Origin of the sequence: Corynebacterium sp. UMB10119B (assembly GCF_030228125.1) — a bacterium.
GTDB lineage: Bacteria > Actinomycetota > Actinomycetes > Mycobacteriales > Mycobacteriaceae > Corynebacterium > Corynebacterium pseudogenitalium.
Genome location: NZ_JASPBG010000001.1, coordinates 89,215 through 108,023 on the forward strand (window position 1 = coordinate 89,215; position 18,809 = coordinate 108,023).

At 61.2% G+C, this 18,809-nt stretch carries 17 protein-coding genes; 14 read left to right on the plus strand and 3 right to left on the minus strand.

Features of this window, described 5'->3' with window-relative positions; genetic code table 11:
* The 9 genes from QP802_RS00410 to QP802_RS00450 all read left to right on the plus strand — a co-directional run bounded on the left by QP802_RS00410 (window position 1) and on the right by QP802_RS00450 (window position 10,700).
* Complete coding sequence (locus QP802_RS00410; protein ID WP_177224244.1) at window positions 1-744, plus strand: cell division protein FtsQ/DivIB; 744 nt, start codon at window positions 1-3, stop codon at window positions 742-744.
* Window positions 745-899: 155 nt separating this feature from the next.
* The gene (gene ftsZ, locus QP802_RS00415) at window positions 900-2,117 is read left to right on the plus strand and encodes a cell division protein FtsZ (RefSeq protein ID WP_070362217.1); all 1,218 of its coding nucleotides are present in this window, start codon (window positions 900-902) and stop codon (window positions 2,115-2,117) included.
* Between the two features lie 9 nt (window positions 2,118-2,126).
* Window positions 2,127-2,867, plus strand: a complete 741-nt coding sequence (gene pgeF, locus QP802_RS00420; protein WP_284817410.1) for a peptidoglycan editing factor PgeF — start codon at window positions 2,127-2,129, stop codon at window positions 2,865-2,867.
* Window positions 2,868-3,581, plus strand: a complete 714-nt coding sequence (locus tag QP802_RS00425; protein ID WP_071572463.1) for a YggS family pyridoxal phosphate-dependent enzyme — start codon at window positions 2,868-2,870, stop codon at window positions 3,579-3,581.
* A 71-nt stretch (window positions 3,582-3,652) separates the two neighbouring features.
* Window positions 3,653-4,141 carry a cell division protein SepF gene (locus QP802_RS00430; protein ID WP_070362220.1) on the plus strand — a complete coding sequence of 163 codons (489 nt, stop codon included), beginning with the start codon at window positions 3,653-3,655 and terminating at the stop codon, window positions 4,139-4,141.
* Window positions 4,142-4,191: 50 nt separating this feature from the next.
* Window positions 4,192-4,485 (plus strand): YggT family protein, encoded by a 294-nt coding sequence (locus QP802_RS00435; protein ID WP_284817411.1) that lies wholly within the window; start codon window positions 4,192-4,194, stop codon window positions 4,483-4,485.
* A gap of 273 nt (window positions 4,486-4,758) precedes the next feature.
* Window positions 4,759-5,775 carry a DivIVA domain-containing protein gene (locus QP802_RS00440; RefSeq protein ID WP_256008077.1) on the plus strand — a complete coding sequence of 339 codons (1,017 nt, stop codon included), beginning with the start codon at window positions 4,759-4,761 and terminating at the stop codon, window positions 5,773-5,775.
* A 344-nt stretch (window positions 5,776-6,119) separates the two neighbouring features.
* Window positions 6,120-9,308 carry an isoleucine--tRNA ligase gene (gene ileS / locus QP802_RS00445; RefSeq protein WP_284817516.1) on the plus strand — a complete coding sequence of 1,063 codons (3,189 nt, stop codon included), beginning with the start codon at window positions 6,120-6,122 and terminating at the stop codon, window positions 9,306-9,308.
* Window positions 9,309-9,314: 6 nt separating this feature from the next.
* Window positions 9,315-10,700, plus strand: coding sequence for a DNA polymerase IV (locus QP802_RS00450; RefSeq protein ID WP_284817412.1), 1,386 nt, complete (start codon window positions 9,315-9,317; stop codon window positions 10,698-10,700).
* On the opposite strand, the gene QP802_RS00455 is transcribed toward QP802_RS00450, so the two are convergent.
* Window positions 10,689-11,600, minus strand: coding sequence for an asparaginase (locus tag QP802_RS00455; RefSeq protein ID WP_284817413.1), 912 nt, complete (start codon window positions 11,598-11,600; stop codon window positions 10,689-10,691). The two genes, QP802_RS00450 and QP802_RS00455, sit on opposite strands and share 12 nt — an antisense overlap.
* Window positions 11,601-11,730: 130 nt before the next feature.
* Here QP802_RS00455 and QP802_RS00460 point away from each other — a divergent pair, with 130 nt between their 5' ends.
* Entirely contained in the window at window positions 11,731-12,321 is a 591-nt protein-coding gene (locus QP802_RS00460) for a WKL family lipoprotein (protein WP_284817414.1), read from the plus strand.
* A 7-nt stretch (window positions 12,322-12,328) separates the two neighbouring features.
* Here the strand turns inward: QP802_RS00460 and QP802_RS00465 are convergent, their stop codons facing one another.
* Entirely contained in the window at window positions 12,329-14,026 is a 1,698-nt protein-coding gene (locus QP802_RS00465) for an ABC-F family ATP-binding cassette domain-containing protein (protein WP_070976578.1), read from the minus strand.
* Between the two features lie 34 nt (window positions 14,027-14,060).
* Window positions 14,061-14,993, minus strand: a complete 933-nt coding sequence (locus QP802_RS00470; protein ID WP_284817415.1) for a DUF6263 family protein — start codon at window positions 14,991-14,993, stop codon at window positions 14,061-14,063.
* A gap of 72 nt (window positions 14,994-15,065) precedes the next feature.
* Between QP802_RS00470 and lspA the strand changes: the two genes are divergently transcribed.
* From lspA to QP802_RS00490, 4 genes are all read left to right on the plus strand, one after another.
* Entirely contained in the window at window positions 15,066-15,578 is a 513-nt protein-coding gene (gene lspA / locus QP802_RS00475; RefSeq protein ID WP_284817416.1) for a signal peptidase II, read from the plus strand.
* A gap of 44 nt (window positions 15,579-15,622) precedes the next feature.
* Window positions 15,623-16,513, plus strand: coding sequence for an RluA family pseudouridine synthase (locus QP802_RS00480; RefSeq protein WP_284817517.1), 891 nt, complete (start codon window positions 15,623-15,625; stop codon window positions 16,511-16,513).
* Window positions 16,506-17,042 carry a hypothetical protein gene (locus QP802_RS00485; RefSeq protein ID WP_284817417.1) on the plus strand — a complete coding sequence of 179 codons (537 nt, stop codon included), beginning with the start codon at window positions 16,506-16,508 and terminating at the stop codon, window positions 17,040-17,042. Before QP802_RS00480 ends, QP802_RS00485 begins: the two co-directional genes overlap by 8 nt.
* A 76-nt stretch (window positions 17,043-17,118) precedes the next feature.
* Entirely contained in the window at window positions 17,119-18,786 is a 1,668-nt protein-coding gene (locus QP802_RS00490) for an efflux RND transporter periplasmic adaptor subunit (protein WP_284817418.1), read from the plus strand.
* Window positions 18,787-18,809 lie beyond the last annotated feature (23 nt).

The window sequence follows — 18,809 nt, forward strand, 5'->3', positions numbered from 1 at the left end:
GTGACAGAGCAGACAGAGCATGAAGCCTTCGAGTCGGACCACCTCGACGAGTTTGGTGATGAGGACGCTCAAACGCGTAGCAAGAGCAAGCGCAAGCGTCGCTTCGCTATCGCGGGAGCTGTCATCGCTGGTCTCGCTGTGTGCGGAATTGCGTTGCCGTTTACACCGTTGATGCCGGTGAAGGGTGTGGTTGTTGATGGCAACGACGTGCTCACGCCCGAGGCAGTGCAAGCCCAGTCCGACATTGAGCTGGGCACGCCTATGGGGCTGGTCAAGGTGCGCCGTGCTGCTGAGAACATCGTGCAGGACCCGTGGGTGGACGTTGTCACGGTGCACCGCGACTGGCCAAGCACTGTGCGGGTCGATCTGAAAGAGCGTGTCGCAGTGGCGTATTTGCAGCAGCCGGACGGGGCGCATCTGATCGATACTGAGGGCAAGGATTTTCTGATCGCTGAACCGCCGGTTGGGGCGATGGAGCTCGTGGGGGTCGACGTCGAGAACAAGGAGCAGATGCGGGAAGCTGTGGCGATCGCGGCGTCGATAAGCAGTGGTGCGCGTGCGCAAGTTGCTGCTTTGGAGGCGAATGGCCGCTACTCATTCGTGCTGCGGTTACACGACAACCGCCGCGTGGTGTGGGGCGCCTCAGAAGACAATGCGAATAAGTCACTGGCCTTTGAAACCGTTTTGCAACGCGAGGGTGCCGAGTTCAATATTTCTAATCCGGAGCTGATTACCGCGCGGTAGCGGTGTAAAACCCCAGGTCAAAACCCTAAAGTAAAGGTTTAGGGTCGAGACACGCCGAGGGAAACAATAAATTTTTTCGTGTTTTCGCCCATGATGGGATGCGTTACCGCAATTGTTGAAGTTCTAAGAAGTTTTTGAAAGGCGAGACACTACCCATGACCTCTCCCGCAAACTACCTCGCCATGATCCGCGTCGTCGGTGTCGGTGGCGGTGGCGTTAACGCTGTCAACCGCATGATCGAAGAGGGCCTGAAAGGTGTGGAGTTCGTTGCGATCAACACGGACTCGCAGGCACTGCTCTTTACGGATGCAGACACCAAGCTCGACATCGGGCGTGAGGCGACGCGCGGACTTGGCGCCGGTGCAAACCCTGAGGTTGGCCGGACCTCTGCTGAGGACCACAAGCAGGAAATCGAAGAGTCGCTGAAGGGCTCGGACATGGTCTTCGTGACCGCTGGCGAGGGTGGCGGTACGGGTACTGGCGCTGCACCAGTTGTCGCGGGTATTGCGAAGAAGATGGGTGCGCTGACCATTGGCGTTGTCACCCGTCCGTTCACGTTCGAGGGCAAGCGTCGTACCCGCCAGGCGCTCGAGGGTATCGCGAACCTGAAGGAAGTGTGCGACACCGTCATTGTCATTCCGAACGACCGACTGCTGCAGCTGGGTGACTCGGACCTGTCCATGATGGATGCATTCCGCGCTGCGGATGAGGTGCTCTACAACGGTGTTCAGGGTATTACGAACCTGATCACCATTCCGGGCATGATCAACGTCGACTTCGCAGACGTGCGCTCGGTGATGGCCGACGCCGGCTCCGCCCTGATGGGCGTTGGCTCCTCCCGCGGTGAAAACCGCGTGATGAACGCGATGGAGCAGGCGATCAACTCGCCGCTGCTGGAAACCACGATGGAGGGCGCGAAGGGCGTGCTCATTTCCGTAGCTGGTGGTTCCGATCTCGGCCTGAACGAGACGAGTGCCGCAGCGTCCATCGTCGAAGAGAAGGCAGACGACGACGCGAACATCATCTTCGGCACGATCATCGACGACAACCTCGGTGATGAGGTGCGCGTCACGATTATCGCAACTGGCTTCGACGAGAAGGCCAACGCTCGCCCGGATGCCCAGCAGCCGGTCGATGCTGCAGCCGCATCGGCGGAAGAAGGCGCGGCGCCGTCTCCATCGCGTGGTTCGCTGTTTGAGGATCGCGCTCCGGAGACGGAACGTGACGACTCCTACCAGGCGCGTCACCGCTACGAGCCGCACCGCTCGGGCCTCTTCACCGGCGGGGAGTCCGAATCTTCCTATGAGCGTCGTGGACGCGAGGAGCGCGGCGGCGATGATTTTGACGTCGATGTCCCTGATTTCTTGCGTTAGTCTGGGAGCATGACTGACTCTCTTCTCGACGTAGAACAACGCCCCGTCCGCATGGTGTTTACAAGCCGTGCGGGCGGGGCGTCGTCGTCCCCATATGACTCTTTCAATCTTGCGCTGCACGTCGGGGATGACCCGGAGGCTGTACGCGCGAACCGCGCGCGGTTGGCGTCGCTGCTCGGGGTTGATGCGGGGCGCTTCGTGTGGATGGAGCAGCTCCACACGCCGAACGTGACGGTGGTGGACGGACCGCAGTCTGAGCCTGTCGAAGCTACTGACGCCATCGTAACCACGACCCCGAACCTCGCCTTGTGCGTGCTGGTCGCTGACTGTACACCGGTGCTGTTGGCGGACCCCGTCGCTGGAGTGATTGCCGCGGTGCACGCTGGGCGTCTTGGGGCGCGAAACCGCATCGTGAAGAAGACCGTTGAAACAATGCGTGACCTGGGTGCTCAGCCTTCACAGATGCAGGCGCTGCTCGGCCCTGCTGCTGCGGGAGCGTCATACGAAGTGCCTGCTGATATGGCAGCGGATGTTGAGCGCAAGCTGCCAGGCTCCCGGACCACTACGCATGCGGGGACCACTGGGCTTGACATCCGTGCCGGTATTCGGCGCCAGCTTACTGAGCTCGGTGTGCAGCGAATTGACGTAGATCCGCGCGATACCATCGCGGACGAGGACTTCTTCTCGTACCGGAGAGAATCCACAACTGGGCGCCAGGCAGGCGTTATTTGGCTAACTGGAGTGAAATAAATGAGCACAACTGATATTGCAAGCAACCTTGCCAAGGTGCAGGAACGTATCCGCTCCGCGGAGCATGCCGCGGGGCGCGAGCCGGGAAGCGTGGAATTGCTGCCAGTGACGAAGTTTCACCCGTGCTCGTCGATTGAGGTGCTTGCCGCGGAAGGTATTCGCTTGGTGGGGGAGAACCGAGAGCAGGAAGCGAGCGCCAAGGTTGCGACTCTGCGCGAGCACGGGGTCGACTGTGGTATCGCGATGATCGGGCAGATCCAGTCGAAGAAGGCGAACGCAGTGGCACGATGGGCGAGTGAGGTCCACTCGGTGGATTCCTTGAAGTTGGCGAAGGGACTCGAGCGTGGCATGGCGCTCGCCCTTGAGCGGGGTGATCGGACGTCCGAAATCCTGCCGTGTCTTGTTCAGGTTTCTGCCGACGGCGACGAAAGCCGTGGCGGTGTCGCGGTGGAGAAGATCGCCGAGTTGGTTGAAGCGCTCGAGGGGGCTGAGCACCTCCAGTTCGACGGGTTTATGGTTGTGCCACCGCTAGATGCAAACGCCAGCGAGGTATTCGACCAGGTCCGCGAGCTGCGAGACACCTACGCGGCCAAGCTTGGGCGGCCCCTGCGTTTCTCGGCGGGGATGTCCGCGGACTTTGAAGAAGCCATCGCGCATGGCTCGGATGTCGTGCGTGTCGGAACGGCGGTGATGGGGCCGAGGCCCGTAGTCTAAAAACCTAATCCGGAATTACATAGAGGTAATTTCTGCCCCGTCAGCACAGGCAACAAACGAGGAGCACCCAGATGTCTATTATCGGCAGCGCGAAAGAATTTTTCGGTCTTGGCCCGTTCAACGAAGATGACCCCTACTTCGATGAAGTGCAGTACGACGAGCGCGAGAACACTCGCGAGGAATCGACGAGGCCTTCGCGCACATCTGAGTACGGCAGCGAGGACCGCTACCGTTCCTCAGCTACCCGTGACTACGCGGATCGCGCACCGAAGTCCTACACCCCACAGGTCGTGTCCACTGCTCCGCGCAATTACAACGATGCGAAGGATATCGGCGAGCCGTTCCGTGATGGCGATGCCGTGATTATGGAGCTGACGGATCTCGACCCCCACGATGCAAAGCGCATCGTCGACTTTGCCGCTGGTCTGTGCTTCGCACTTCGTGGCAACATGTATAACCTGAGCAGGGGCGTTGAGACCCGCCGACGAGTCTTTGCGATCGTTCCGGAAAACGCTCGTTTGACCGAAGTTGAGCTGCAGCACACAGCGCGTCTTCGCTAATCGACGTCCAGCTCTGCGAAACATCAAGAAGAACAGGTAGTGTGTGACCCGTGTTTTTATTCGGAGCAATTCTTTACGCCGCGCTTGGGTTGTACTCCCTGATTGTGGTCATCCGCATCATTGTCGAGATGGTGCAATCCTTCTCGAAGCAGTTTGATCCACCAAGTTGGTTTATGGTCGTTGCGGAAGGCATGTTCGTGGTCACGGACCCGCCTGTGAAGTTCTTCCGCAAACTCATTCCGCCCATGCGTATGAGTGGCGGCATTGGGATAGACGTCAGTGTGATCGTACTGTTCGTGGCGATTATGCTGCTCCAGATGCTGGTACGGGTCACCATGTTGTAGTAGTGAGCTTGGATTGAGGCACCTACATTGGTAGGTGCCTTTTTTGCTTAATTTTCCCGTAATTTATGCCCGGATCGACATCAATTATTGGGCATCGGGGGCAGAAAAGGGGTATAACTGGCGGTGATGCCTGGTGCGTGTGAACCTATGCGTTACTATGGATCGATAAAAGAATGACGAACTATTAGATTTTAGGGTTCGCTTCCCGTAGCGTGGGAGGCAATCTGTGTTCGCGACATTGCGGACACAATATCGACATCGAAGGGAACGCCAATGCCGCTGACACCAGCAGACGTGCACAATGTCGCTTTCAGCAAACCACCAATTGGTAAGCGGGGCTACAACGAGGACGAGGTTGACCAGTTCCTGGACCTCGTGGAAGACACGCTTGCGCAACTGCAAGATGAGAACGATGACCTTCGGGCCCGTGTCGAAGAGCTCGGTGCTGGTGGGTCTGCTGCCCCGGTTGCTCCTGCGGCCGCGTCCAGCGATGTCGACGAAGCTGAGATTGAAAAGCGAGTTGAGAAGAAGGTTCGTGCTGAGTACGAGCAGAAGCTCCGTGCTGCGCAGGAGGCAAAGGTAGCGGCTGAGAAGGACGCTCAGGCTGCGAAGCAGGAAGCTGCAAAGGCTCGTCAGGACGCGGAGCAGGCTGCAAAGCAGGCTAAGCAGGCGCCAAAGGCTGCCGTTGCACCGCAGCAGGCTGCGGCTGTCGACCAGAATGCAGCATCCGCCGATACACACATGCAGGCGGCGAAGGTGCTTGGGCTCGCGCAGGAGATGGCAGATCGCCTCACCAACGACGCGCAGGCAGAGGCCCGCTCGATGCTCGACGAGGCCCGTGGTTCCGCAGAGCGTCAGCTGGCAGATGCAGAGGCACGCTCGAAGAAGCAGCTGTCTGAGGCAGAGACGCATTCCCGCGAGCAGATCCAGGCGGCTGAGCGTAAGGCTGCTGAGACGAAGCAGTCGGCTGAGGCTCGTGCACAGCAGCTCGTTGCAGACGCCGAGAAGAAGGCTGAGGAAACCACCAACGAAGCTAACTCGCGCGCTGAGGCGCAGATTCGCCAGGCTGAGGAGCAGGCAACGAAGCTGCGCACCGAGGCTGAGCGTAAGCACACCGAGATCATGAACACGGTGAAGCAGCAGCAGACCGCCCTCGAGAACCGCATCGCTGAGCTGCGTACCTTCGAGCGCGAGTACCGCACTCGCCTGCGCACACTGCTCGAGTCCCAGCTGGAGGAGCTTGAGACCCGTGGCACGTCCGCTCCGAGCGGCGACGCTGGCAATAAGTAGTTTCTTTCAAACATCAGCCACCATTCACTGCGGTGAGTGGTGGTTGTTGCCATTTCTGGGGGACAAAGGGCTAGAATGGGACAAGCTACGTGCTTCACCACCTGGTGGTGCGGTAGCGCGTGATGATCCGACCATCATCGGGGAGCGTTTCCGGAAGAACAGCTGTTGCGCTACAGTGCGCTATTGCTTAGTAGAACCGGACGTAATTAGGAAGCGTTATTTCTTTCACCGCAAATGAAGCGGAAGCTCGTCTCACGGCGGACTTCAAGCAGGGTGGTACCGCGTGGCGTTGTTCGCTGCGTCCCTGTGACAAGGTAAGCATTGTGCGTGAAGGAGAGACGGAGATGAGCAAGGTCGGAAGTGTCTACCCAAAGGTAGATCTGACCGGGGGAAGTGCCGCGTTTCCAAAAATGGAGGAGCAGGTACTGAAGTACTGGAACGAGGATGATACGTTCCAGGCATCGCTGAAGCAGCGCGAAGACTGCGAAGAATATGTGTTTAACGACGGCCCTCCGTTCGCCAACGGTTTGCCACACTACGGCCACCTGCTGACGGGCTACGTCAAGGACATCGTGCCACGCTACCGCACGATGGCTGGTTACTACGTTCCGCGCGTGTTTGGTTGGGACTGCCACGGCCTTCCCGCGGAGCTCGAGGCTGAGAAGCAGCTCGGCATCAAGGATAAGGCTGAGATCGAAAACATGGGTCTGGCACAGTTCAACGAGTACTGCGCCAAGTCCGTGATGCACTACGCCGATGAGTGGAAAGAGTATGTGACTCGCCAGGCTCGTTGGGTGGACTTCGATAACGGCTACAAGACGATGGAACTGCCGTACATGGAGTCCGTCATGTGGGCGTTTAAGACCCTGTATGACAAGGGGCTGATTTACCAGGGCTTCCGCGTGTTGCCGTACTCGTGGGCGGAGCATACGCCGCTGTCGAACCAAGAGACGCGTCTGGATGATTCTTACCGCAATCGGCAGGATCCGACCGTAACCGTAACGATGCCGTTTACGGGTGGGCGTGAAGGATTTGCTGCTGCGGAGACCTGGAAGCAGCACCCTGAGCTGCACGACGCAGCTGCGATCGCCTGGACCACTACGCCGTGGACGCTGCCGTCGAACTTGGCGCTTGCGGTCCACCCGGACGTTGAGTATTCGCTGGTCCGTGTTGGTGCGGACGGTGAAGAGGTGGTCGTCGGCAAGAAGCTGCTGCTGGCGACGGAGCTCATCGGCGCGTACGCGAAGGAGCTCGGTGAGGAGCGCGAGGTTGTCGCCACCTTCAAGGGCTCCGAGCTCGAGGGCTTGGAGTACGAGCCGGTCTTCGACTACTTCCGCGACCAGGAAAAGGCGTTCATGGTGTTGAACGCGGACTACGTCACCACCGAGGACGGCACGGGCGTTGTTCACCAGGCGCCTGCGTTCGGTGAAGACGATATGTACACCTGTCAGGAGTACGGCATCGATTTGGTGATTCCGGTTGATGCCGATGGTAAGTTCACCTCGCTGGTGCCGGAGTACGCAGGCAAGCTGGTTTTTGATGCGAACCGTGACATCATCCGTGACCTTCGTTCGAAGCAGCGCGTGGTCCGTGACCAAACGATTGAACACTCCTACCCGCACTCCTGGCGTTCGGGCGAGCCGCTGATCTACATGGCGCTTCCGGCGTGGTTTGTGAAGGTCACTGAGTTCCGCGACCGCATGGTGGAGCTGAACCAGGAGATCGACTGGATCCCATCGCACATTCGCGACGGCCAGTTCGGTAAGTGGTTGGAAGGCGCGCGTGACTGGAACATTTCGCGTACCCGCTACTGGGGCTCACCGGTGCCGGCGTGGGTGTCGGATAACCCGGAGTACCCGCGTGTGGACGTCTATGGGTCGCTCGAAGAGCTGGAGAAGGACTTCGGCGTTCGCCCGAAGTCGCTGCACCGCCCAGACATTGATGAGCTGGTCCGCCCGAACCCAGACGATCCGACCGGGAAGTCGATGATGCGTCGCGTGCCGGACGTGTTGGACTGCTGGTTTGATTCTGGTTCGATGCCGTTTGCGCAGTACCACTACCCGTTTGAGAATGTTGAGGAGCACGACGCTCGTCAGCCTGCGGACTTCATCGTGGAGTACTCGGGCCAGTCGCGTGGTTGGTTCTACGTGCAGCATGTCTTGGCGACGGCACTCTTCGACCGCCCGGCGTACAAGAAGGTCGTTGCGCACGGCATCGTGCTGGGCAATGACGGTCTGAAGATGTCGAAATCGAAGGGCAACTACCCGAACGTCAACGAGGTCTTCGACCGTGATGGTTCCGACGCGATGCGTTGGTTCCTCATGTCTTCGCCAATCCTTCGTGGCGGCAACCTCATCGTGACGGAGCAGGGCATCCGCGAGGGCGTGCGCCACGCGTTGCTGCCGATCTGGAACGCGTACACCTTCCTGCAGTTGTACTCCTCCGAGGAGGCGAAGTTCAGCGTCGATTCGCAGGATGTGCTGGACCGCTACATCTTGGCGAAGACGCATGACCTCGTGGCTGCGGTGAAGGAGGCGCTCGACGACACTCGCATCGCGGACGCATGTGACGAGGTCCGTCGCTTCGCTGACTCGCTGACGAACTGGTACGTGCGCCGGTCACGCGACCGTTTCTGGTCGGGTCAGGAGGAGCATCCTGAGGCGTTTGACACGCTGTACACGGTCCTGGAGATCCTGACCCGTGTGACGGCGCCACTGCTGCCGTACATCAGTGAGGTCATCTGGCGTGGCCTGACCGGGGGTCGCTCGGTGCACTTGGCGGACTTCCCGTCCGCGGATGCAATCCCGGCGGACCCTGCACTGGTCAGCGCGATGGATGCAACGCGCGCGGTGTGCTCCGCTGCTTCGTCGGTGCGTAAGTCGAAGAAGCTGCGCAACCGCTTGCCACTGCCGAAGCTCACGGTGGCGCTGGCGGGCTCGGACCAGCTGCAGGACTTCGCGTCCGTGATCAAGGATGAGGTCAACGTGAAGGAAGTCGTGCTGACTGACGACGTCGACTCCGTTGGTTCCTTCGAGGTTGTGGTGAACGCGAAGGTCGCGGGTCCAACGCTGGGCCGTGACGTACAGCGCGCTATCAAGAACGTCAAGGCAGGCAACTACGTCCGTGAAGGCGAAAACGTTGTTGTCGACGGCGACATCGTGCTCACCCCGGAGCTCTACACCGAGCGCCTGGTGGCTGAGGACCCGACGAGTACCGCTCGGGTTGACGCTACCGATGCCGTCGTTGGCCTGGTCGTGCTTGATACGGAGCTGACCGAGGAGCTCGAGGCCGAGGGCTGGGCAGCAGACGTGATTCGTGGTCTGCAGGATGCTCGTAAGCAGGAAGGATACGAAGTCTCTGACCGCATCTCGGTACAGCTGTGCGTACCTTCCGACAAGGTCGAGTGGGCGCAGCGCCACGCTGAGCACATCGCGCATGAGACGCTCGCGACGTCCTTCGAGATTGTCGAGACGCTCAACGGCGAGGCGCACACGATTCACGAAGGTGTGAGCGCAGCGATTGCTAAGCAGTAATTTGCGATGAAACGTTGGGTCCTGCACATCGACATGGATGCGTTCTACGCATCCTGTGAGCAGCTCACACGCCCAACGTTACGCGGACGCCCCGTCCTCGTGGCTGGTGTCAACGGGCGGGGCGTTGTCGCGGGCGCAAGCTATGAAGCCCGCAAGTATGGGGCGCGTTCCGCAATGCCGACCCACCAAGCTGCGAAGCTGGTGGGTCCGCGAGCGGTGCTCGTTGCCCCGCGGCGCCCGGTGTACAAGGTGGCGTCGCAACGCGTGTTTGAAATCATTGAGCGCAGGGTCAGCGTCGTGGAGCAGCTCTCTATCGACGAGGCGTTCATGGAGCCCGAGGAGCTCGCGGGAGCGAATCCGGAGACCGTGCTTGAGTGGGCCAACGAGCTACGTGGAGACATTAAGGATGAGACAGGCTTACCAAGCTCGATTGGTGCGGGCAGTGGTAAGCAATACGCGAAGATCGGCTCGGGCCTGGCAAAACCCGACGGGGTGTACATTTTGCCTCACGAACAGCAGGAAGCGCTGCTGCACCCTCTGAACGTCAACGAGCTGTGGGGGGTTGGGCCCGTCACGGAGGCGAAGCTTGCGCAGGCCGGGATTGAAACGATCGGGGACTTCGCGGCGCTGAGCGAGAAGGAAGTCGATATCGCGCTCGGAGGGGTCGTCGCGAAGCAGTTGTGGCAGCTGGCGCGGGGGCACGATGATCGTCCGGTTGCGCCGAGGGCGGTGGCGAAGCAGATTTCTTCCGAGCACACTTTTCCCCAGGACCTGACCACTGCGGCCGAGGTTGACGCCGCGGTCGAGCGCGCCGCCGAGGAGTCGCACAGGCGCTTGCTGAAAGATGGGCGCGGTGCGAGGACTGTGACGGTGAAGCTAAGGATGGCGGACTTCCGCATTGAGTCGCGTTCTGCGACGCTGCCTTACGCCACTGACGATGCGGAGACACTGCGCGCGACGGCGTTTCGCATCGTGCGCTACCCGGACGAGGTCGGCCCGATCCGGCTCGTAGGCGTGTCCTACTCAGGACTCGAAGATGCGCTGCAAGACGTGCTGTTTCCGGAGCTAGACCAGGAAATTATCCGGCCTGTACCCGCTGACAGTGATTACGAATCCGGGGTCAGCGACCACGTGGCCAGCAGCGATGTTGCAGTCGAGCTATACGACGGGCCTACCAACGGCGTGTGGCGCGCCACCCAGGACATTTACCACGAGGACTTCGGCCACGGCTGGGTCCAAGGCGCGGGCAAAGGCTGGGTGAGCGTGCGTTTTGAAACGAGGGCCACGGGACCTGGGAAGATGCGCACATTGCGTATCGACGACCCCAAGCTCCAGCCAGCGGACCCGGTGGATTCCCTCGCGTGGCAGGACTGGCTCGACTCAGAACACTGACGCCGGATCCACGCCGTTGGCCAGCGCAGTCGCGAGCGCGATGCGCGCCTGACCAGCGCGTAGGAACCCCGCGGCGATCGCCCCTTGGGAGCCGAGGGTAGCGCCACCACCGGTGCCGCCGTAGGCGAAGGTGACCTCGCCGTAGGGTACGGAACTGGTGATTACGACGGGGATACCCGAATCGAGTGCGCGGGTGATTGCCGCACCCATGCCGGGGCCAACATTGCCGGATCCGAGCGCCTCGATCACGATGCCATCCGGGTTCATACCGGTGACGGCATCCACGATCTCGCCGTCCGCGCCGGGCCATGCGCGCAGGATGGGGATGCGAATGGCAGCCAACGGCTTGCGGGCAAGTGCTGCAGGGCGGGGAAGTGGGCGCTCACTGCTCAAGGTGAAGGCTTCGAGGGCGTGTGTGTCGCGCTTCAACAGCCCGCGGGCGGGCAGGGTAGTGCCGCCGAAGTGGAGGAGTACGCCGTTGTTGCGCCGAAGCGGATCTGCGGCGGCGGCAATTGCGCCCGCGAGGTTCCCGGGGCCGTCGGGGTGTTCGTGGTCGGCCGCGTGCTGGGCACCGGTAAGCACAATAGGGCGGGGGTCGTCGTGCACGATGTCGAGTGCGAATGCGGTCTCCGCCATGGAGTCGGTGCCGTGGCTAATTACGATGCCACTGACCTGCGGGTCTTGCAGTGCTTGTGCAGTGAGGGAGCGAAGCTTGTCGATGTCAGCGAAGGTGATCGCGGACGAGTCGAGACGCAGCGCGTCATACACACGGACGGGCTCGGTGGTGCCACTGGAGTTGACGAGGTCTTCAGCGCTAAGGCTTGGAACGAGTGCACCTTCAGAGTTTGCGGTGCATGCAATGGTGCCACCGGTGGCGATGAGCAGTACGAAAGATTCCATAACTCACAGCGTGCCAGAGTGGCGTATTGGTGCCAAGGTAAAAACGCCGGTAACGTTGGCAAGGTTAGAGCGGTGTCGGAACGCTAACTGTGACCGTGAGCCGCTGAAGACAATGCTTCAAGGAGAAATCGTGAAAGCAGCACCGATCGTAGCTGTCGCCGCCGCGCTGGGCATCGGGCTCGGCGTGAGCGCATGCTCTGGCGACAACAGCCAGGATGATCCCGCGACCACAGCAACGCAGGCCACCAGCGAGTCTGTCGCGCCCGGCGCGCAGCAGCCAACCGCTGAAGAACTCAACGCAGTGCTCATGCGCGCAACCGATGCAAGCCTGCCGATTGAGGAGCGCGTGAACACGGTCCAGGGCGGCGAGAACGTCCCTGAACTGTTCGACGTGATGGCGCAGTCCCAGGAGGAGTCCGGCGCGAACTTCCAGGTCGTACCGCCTGTGCTCCCTGGCTACACCCCGGATACCGTTCTGGCAACGGTCAGCTTCACCCGTCCCGACTCCCAGCCGCAGCTCGCGGAGGACGTGGAATTCGTCTTCGAAGACGGCGTGTGGAAGCTTTCTCAGGTCTGGGCATGCACCCTGATCAACAACACCCTGCCGCCTGAGCAGGTGCCAGAGATGTGCAAGAGCTCCGCTCCGCAGCCGGCAGCCCCGGCTGAAGAGCAGCCAGGTGAGCAGCCTGCGGAAGGCTACCAGCAGGCACCGAACCTCTAAGCAGACACTACTGCTTATCCGCGCGCCAGAGCTCCTCCGTCCACAACGTGGCGAGAGTCAGAGTTCTGGCGCGTGCGTCTTTCTTGGCCTGGCGCTCGTGCCACTGGCGGCGCACCCAACGGTCATGGCTGGTGATGATGACGGTGCCCTCGAACGCGAGCAGGGCGTGTTCCAGCTCTTCGGCCAGTGCGAGCGAGAGGTGGTTTGTCGGCTCGTCGAGCAGCAGCAGGTCAGGCGGGCACGCCAGGATGATGCCCAGTGAGACGCGGCGACGCTGGCCGAGCGAGAGGTCGTCGAGCTTCTTCGCTGCCTGTTCCTCGGTCATCAGGCCCATTTCTACGAGGTCTGGCACACCCTCTGGGGTGAGCTCCGCGAACACTTCGGCTGCGGTTTTGTCGAGGTCAGTCCACGAGTCGTCCTGCTCGAGGCGTGCGACGGTCATCTCTTCCGGCATGATGATCTCGCCCTCGTAGTCGCGCAGCTGGCCGTCGATAATTTTCAGCAGCGTGGACTTGCCGGAGCCATTTGGGCCTTCGACGAGGAGCTGCTGGCCGGGCTGCACTTTGATACTCAGTGGGGCGAGGCGGTCAGGAACGGAGAGGTTCTGGGTGACCAGCGCCGGGAGCCCAAGCGAGGTCGCGGTATGCGGCGGAAGGCCGCGGAAGCGCAGGCGAGCCGGCGGCTCCGGAATCTCCGTTCGCTCAAGCGCTTCGAGGCGTTGCGACGCCGAGCGCCTGCGGTTGCCCACCGTCTTCGCCGCGCGGTCCGCCTGGTACTTTGCCGCCATTCGGATGTCAGAAGAGGCTTCTTGGGAGTGGAAGATGTCCTCGCCGGTTTGCTCAGCGGCCTTCTCAAGCCTGGCGCGCTCGTGCTCTTGCGCTGCGTAGTCGCTTTCCCAGCGGCGGCGTCGGTCCTCGCGGGCCTTGAGGTAGTCGCTGAACGCGCCACGGTAGCGGGTGCCCTGGCGGGTCTCCTCGCCGAAGCCGCCCTCGGCGCCCAAGCCAGGGTCGAGGTCGACGATGCCGTCGCAGGCGGTGTCGAGGAAGTAGCGGTCGTGCGACGCGGCGAGTACAGGCCCCTTGAATGCCTCGAGCTCGCCGATGAGGAAGTCGACGGCTTCGTCGTCGAGGTGGTTGGTCGGCTCGTCGAGCACCATGGCGTCCACCGGGTGCAGCAGCAGCGTGGCCAGTGCAAACCGTCGGCGTTGCCCGCCAGACATCTCGCCCAGTGGGGTGGCCAGGTCGACGTTCGCAAGGCCGAGGCCAGCCAACACGGTAGCGATGCGGGCATCTAACTCCCACACGCCTGAGTTTTCCGCGCGGGACAACGCCCGGTCGTATGCGTCGGCCGCCTCCTGGTCGTCTGGGTTGTCGACCATGCGCTGCGCAAAGGTTGAGATGTCTTCCTCGACAGCGCGAAGCTCTTTGACGGCTTCGTCGATAAGTGATTGGGCGGGCTCGCTGAACGGCAGCGAGGTTTCCTGCGGGATGAAGCCCGTGATCGGGGGCGTGATAAGCACCCCTGCGTCGGGTTTCAGCTCTCCGGAGATGATGCCGAGCAGCGTCGATTTGCCGGCGCCGTTCTCTCCGATGAGCCCGGTGACAGACCCGGATGGCACCGCGAAAGAAATGTCGGTGAGGACGCGGTGTCCGCCTGGGTACGAAAACGAAATGCCGTCAAGGCCAATATGCAGTGGGGCAGTCATGGGATGTTCCTCGTCATCAAATGTGGGCCGTCTCTTATACGTTATAGTCCACAACGCTCGTGGTGTCTTGGGCCACACGGGTATCGGCTTCGTCACTGCCGTAGACAAGCCGCGTAGCGGTAAGCACAGAACCGCCCACCGGAAGTGGCGAATGCAGGTCCACCGTCAGCGAGCCCTCCGAGTGCGAAGTGTTGCTCACCACGTGCAGCGTCGTGCCGTCCAAGGCGCCAGCGACCTCGTTATCAATCGTGATGGATCGCTTGAGCGGGCGTTCCTGGACATCTACTTTCAGCTCGAGTGTTGCGTCCTGTGCGGATTCCAGCGTGTACGTGGTGGTCCGTAGCATGTCCGAGGTGCCAAATCCTCGCTGCTCAACTTTCCAGGAGCCGCCTACGCCGACTGGCTCATCCGGGAAGACAACTTGCCACGACATCAACTCGAGCAAGTTCTGCTCGGCGATGGCCCGGCCTTCCTCATCGGAATCCGCCGTAGGCATCAGTTGTACCGCCGATACTGTGCCGTTAGGGTCGCTGTGCCAGCGCATCTGGAAGCCCTCGTTTGACGTCAAGCTGTTCTGCATCGCTAAATCCGAGTGCTCTAACCCTTCTGCGACAAGGTCTACCTGGCGCACAGCACCCTCGTTGTTGCTTTCTGAAGTGTGCGTCGAAACGGTCAGCGTGACTGTGTCGCGCTCGTGCTCGCGCGCGATGACCGGCTCCGAGCCCTCCTCGCCGGGGTACTGCGCAATCGCGTGCGACAGCGCGACCCGCTGCGGCGCCGTAGTTTCGCTGTCTGCTGACGCGCCGTCCTCGTACTTCCACACCTGGGGGTTTTGTCCTTGTGAAAGTACCTGCACGACTGGTGACTCAACGGCGAACTCGGGAATGTCAGCGAATGGATCCGGCTCCTCGGCGCTGCATGCAGTGAGCGAAAAAACCGCGGCGGTGATGGTCAGAGGGCCGAACAATGAACTTTTGGGATGAGCGGAGTACAACACAACTTCACAAGCTACAGCATTTGCATACTACAGTTATCTGCGATGGGTAATTCAAAGGAATCACGTGTGCGCGGTGGAGCGTCAGCGAAGCGTCGCTCGCTCGGTGTCGTCGTCGGCGTTATGCTCGCTGTTGCTGCTGTGGATCAAGTAGTCAAGCAGATTATGGTGACATCCTTGACACCCGGTGAGCCCATGCCAGTGATCGGTGATTGGGCTCGACTGTATTTATTGTTTAACCCTGGCGCGGCGTTTTCGATGGGGCAGAACTCGACGTGGCTGTTCACGACGATCCAGCTTGCGTTCGTTATCGGTGCGTTGATCTATGCCCCACGCCTTGCTGGCAGGTGGGAGACACTTGGGGTGGCGTTGATCGCGGGAGGGGCGCTTGGCAACCTCATCGATAGGCTCGTGCGCGAGCCGGGCTTTTGGTTCGGCCATGTCGTTGACTACATCTCCATCGGTTCGTTTGCAGTGTTCAACCTTGCCGACGCCGCCATCACCATCGGGGTGGCCGTCGTCGTCATCTCGATGTTCGCAAAGGAGGCGCGGTCGTGAGTACGGGGTTTCGCGCGCTTCCGGTGCCTGAGGGGCTGTCGGGGATGCGCGTTGACGCGGCAATTGCAAAGCTCTTTGGGGTCTCGCGCAGTGTTGCGGCAGAGATGATCGCCGACGGCAGCGTACTTATCGACGCCTCCCCAGTACAGAAATCCGATCGTGTTACTGCGGGCGCCCTGCTGGAGGCCACGCTGCCACCGCCGAAGCGCGCGCCGGAGCCTGTGGCCGAGCACGTCGACGGACTCGACGTGATCTACCACGACGCGGACGTCATCGCTGTGGACAAGCCGGTAGGCGTTGCCGCCCACCCAACACTGGGTTGGGAGGGGCCAACCGTGGTCGGTGGGTTGCAGGCGATGGGTTTTACACTGCCAGATGCTGGCCCCCCGGAGCGCAAGGGGATTGTGCAGCGATTGGACGTCGGCACGTCCGGAGTGATGGTTGTCGCAAATAGTGTGCGTGGCTATTCGGTGCTGAAGCGTGCGTTCAAGGACCGAACGGTGCACAAGACGTACCACGCGGTGGTGCAGGGGCTGCCTGACCCGATTGTCGGCACGATTGACGCGCCGATCGGGCGCCATCCGTCGGCGGGGTGGAAGTTTGCTGTCACGGCGGATGGGCGCCAGAGTATTACGCACTACGAGGTGCTCGAGGCGTTTCGCCAGGCAAGCCTGCTTGAGGTCCATCTGGAAACAGGGCGCACACACCAGATTCGTGTCCACATGTCTTCGGTAGGGCACCCGTGCGTCGGCGACCCAATGTACGGGTGTGACCCGAACCTTGCCGCCAAACTTGCGCTCAACCGACAGTGGCTGCACGCCACCAGCTTGACGTTCGACCACCCAAGTACCGGAAAGCCAATGACGGTGAAATCTTCCTACCCGGAAGACCTGCAGCACGCCTTGGACATGTTGCGATCGGCGAACCGTGGCTAACCAGGCAAAGAGGTGGCGCGGCGCAATTGCGGCGTTGCTCGCCGGTGTTGTGCTTTACGGATGCTGCTACCTTGTTGGCGTCAATAATCCACCAGAGCAACCTTTGCTGCAAGGGGACGCTCTGGGGGCAGAACAAGGCGAGACTGCGCCGGAGTACGCGGCGCGCGCGGAGCAGAGCCTCGAAGAGGCATTGCAGGAAGGTGAACAGGCTTATTTCGCGCTTGTATCGTTTAGCCATCCTTTAAGTCCAGAAGAAGCAGACGCAGTACTACGCTCGATTGGGCGTGTGAATGCCGTGATCACCAAGTTAGGCGCGAATCCAGTCGGAGAGCCTGCGCCCGGAGCGTCGCGCGCCGAGATATTCCGAGGAGTCTCTGCACACATTGAAGGCGCAGTCGTCTACGACGCTGTTGCGCATTTGGCTGATGTGAACGATGGGAACGATGTGTTTGCTGTGGAAGTTTTACCAGCTGACGCGGTATGGGGCGCGTTCGCAATCCGGCCCGTAAGTTTCGTAGACGCACAGTGAAGGCGTGTATAGTTTTCCGGGATTGCACCTATACGCGCATCCAAAAGGTGCGCGGAAAACAACACGAGGAGAGACATTGGTTTCCGACCCTGGAGTCAACGCCCGAAGCCCGCAGCGTCAGCGATTTTCGAAAACGCGAATTGTGGGTGTCACGCTGGCTACAACCGCAGCGTTATTTGCGGCCTCGTGTGGCGCCATTGGCGGTGGTGATGACGGCGGGCACGATGGTTTGCTCGCCGGAGATTACACGATCGCTGCAGAGGAAAACCTCACCAATAGCATCGTGGTCAATGGCAACATTGCGCCGATTCGCTCAGTGAGCATCACGACCGCGCTGCAGTCCGAGGTCGAACGGCTCGCAGTGCAGCCAGGCGACCGCGTCGCTAAAGATCAGTTCTTGGTGCAGATGAACACCGACGCGCTGCAGCGCCAACTTGCCAAGCAAGAAAAGCAGCAGGCGAGTGCCCAGGCAGAAGCGATGCAGGGCGTCGAGCAGGCCAAGAATCAGCTCAACGCGTACGACCAGGCGATGGCAAACGGCTCCAACCCGGCCGTGGCTCAGGCGCAGGCCCAGGTGGATCAGGCGCAGGCAGCGCTTGATGCTGCGCTTGCCGCGCAGGGTGGCGCACGGATGATCGCTTCGCCGAAGATCGCAGCCCACGTTCAAAAGATGGCCGGCGATTTGTCCTCCCGTCTGCCAGGCGGTTCCGGCCACGGCATCCGCACGGCACCTCCTGCAGCCCCGGCCGCGCCGGGTCAAGTTCCGGGTGGCGGCCAGGGTGCTGTCCCGATGCTGAGCGTGGAGCAGGCTCGAGCTGCACTTCAGGAGTCGCAAGCCGCGCTGGAGGCCGCCAAGGCGCAGGCCGGGCAGGAGCGGCAGCAGCTCCAGGCACAGGTTGACTCCGCGTGGCGCGCAGCAGAGAGTGCTTCTGCCGCTGACGACGACGGCACGCTGCAGCTCCAAGTGCAGGAAGCAACGATTAACGCTCCAATGGCTGGCGTAGTCACCAACGTTGACGTGCAGGTAGGCGATATCCCGCAGGGTCGCGTCCTTGGCATCGCAGATGACTCCCGACTGTTGATCCGCGCGAGTGTGCGCGAGGCGGACGTCCCGGCGATCAAGCAGGACAACCGCGTTGAGTTCACCTCGACTGCGACGGGTAAGAAGAAGTTCACTGGGCGCGTCACGCGAGTTTCCCCGGTCGGTTCCACAGGCGCGAGTGCTGGTAGTGGGGCAGAGGCTGCAGCCGCAATGTCCGCAGGTGGCAGCGGCGGAGGCTCCTCGGTGATGTTCCCCGTTGAGATCGAAGTCACCGGCGACAAAGAAGGGCTGTTGCTTGGCGGCAGCGTGCGCGCGGAGATCATCACGGAAGAAGCAAAGAACTCGATCAACATTCCACGCGATGCCGTCTACGACGAAAACAAGGTCTTGGTGCTGGCAACGGAAAACCCAGGAGATACCAGCGGCGTCGTAGAAGAGCGCACTGTCAAGACCGGTGCGAAGAATGACGTTGACGTCGCTGTCACGGGGGGCGAGCTCAAGCCAGGCGACATCGTGATCAACTGGCCTGAGAACTTCAAGGACAAGGTTGGCTCCACGGTGAAGGTCAACGATGAAAATTTTGATCCTGAGCAGGTAAAGGACGCAAAGGACAAGAAGCCGACAGGCAGTGCCGCTGCAACCACTCCGGCGACGTCTTCTGCAGCGCCGAAGTCTTCCGCGCCAGCGGAAAAGGAGGGGTAGGCGATGGCACGGAATCCCTTCCG

Coding starts and splice junctions, on each gene's coding strand:
- ftsZ (WP_070362217.1), top strand. CDS start 900: ATGACCTCTCCCGCAAACTACCTCGCCATGATCCGCGTCGTCGGTGTC.
- pgeF (WP_284817410.1), top strand. CDS start 2,127: ATGACTGACTCTCTTCTCGACGTAGAACAACGCCCCGTCCGCATGGTG.
- QP802_RS00425 (WP_071572463.1), top strand. CDS start 2,868: ATGAGCACAACTGATATTGCAAGCAACCTTGCCAAGGTGCAGGAACGT.
- QP802_RS00430 (WP_070362220.1), top strand. CDS start 3,653: ATGTCTATTATCGGCAGCGCGAAAGAATTTTTCGGTCTTGGCCCGTTC.
- QP802_RS00440 (WP_256008077.1), top strand. CDS start 4,759: ATGCCGCTGACACCAGCAGACGTGCACAATGTCGCTTTCAGCAAACCA.
- ileS (WP_284817516.1), top strand. CDS start 6,120: ATGAGCAAGGTCGGAAGTGTCTACCCAAAGGTAGATCTGACCGGGGGA.
- QP802_RS00450 (WP_284817412.1), top strand. CDS start 9,315: ATGAAACGTTGGGTCCTGCACATCGACATGGATGCGTTCTACGCATCC.
- QP802_RS00455 (WP_284817413.1), bottom strand. CDS start 11,600: ATGGAATCTTTCGTACTGCTCATCGCCACCGGTGGCACCATTGCATGC.
- QP802_RS00465 (WP_070976578.1), bottom strand. CDS start 14,026: ATGACTGCCCCACTGCATATTGGCCTTGACGGCATTTCGTTTTCGTAC.
- lspA (WP_284817416.1), top strand. CDS start 15,066: ATGGGTAATTCAAAGGAATCACGTGTGCGCGGTGGAGCGTCAGCGAAG.
- QP802_RS00480 (WP_284817517.1), top strand. CDS start 15,623: ATGCGCGTTGACGCGGCAATTGCAAAGCTCTTTGGGGTCTCGCGCAGT.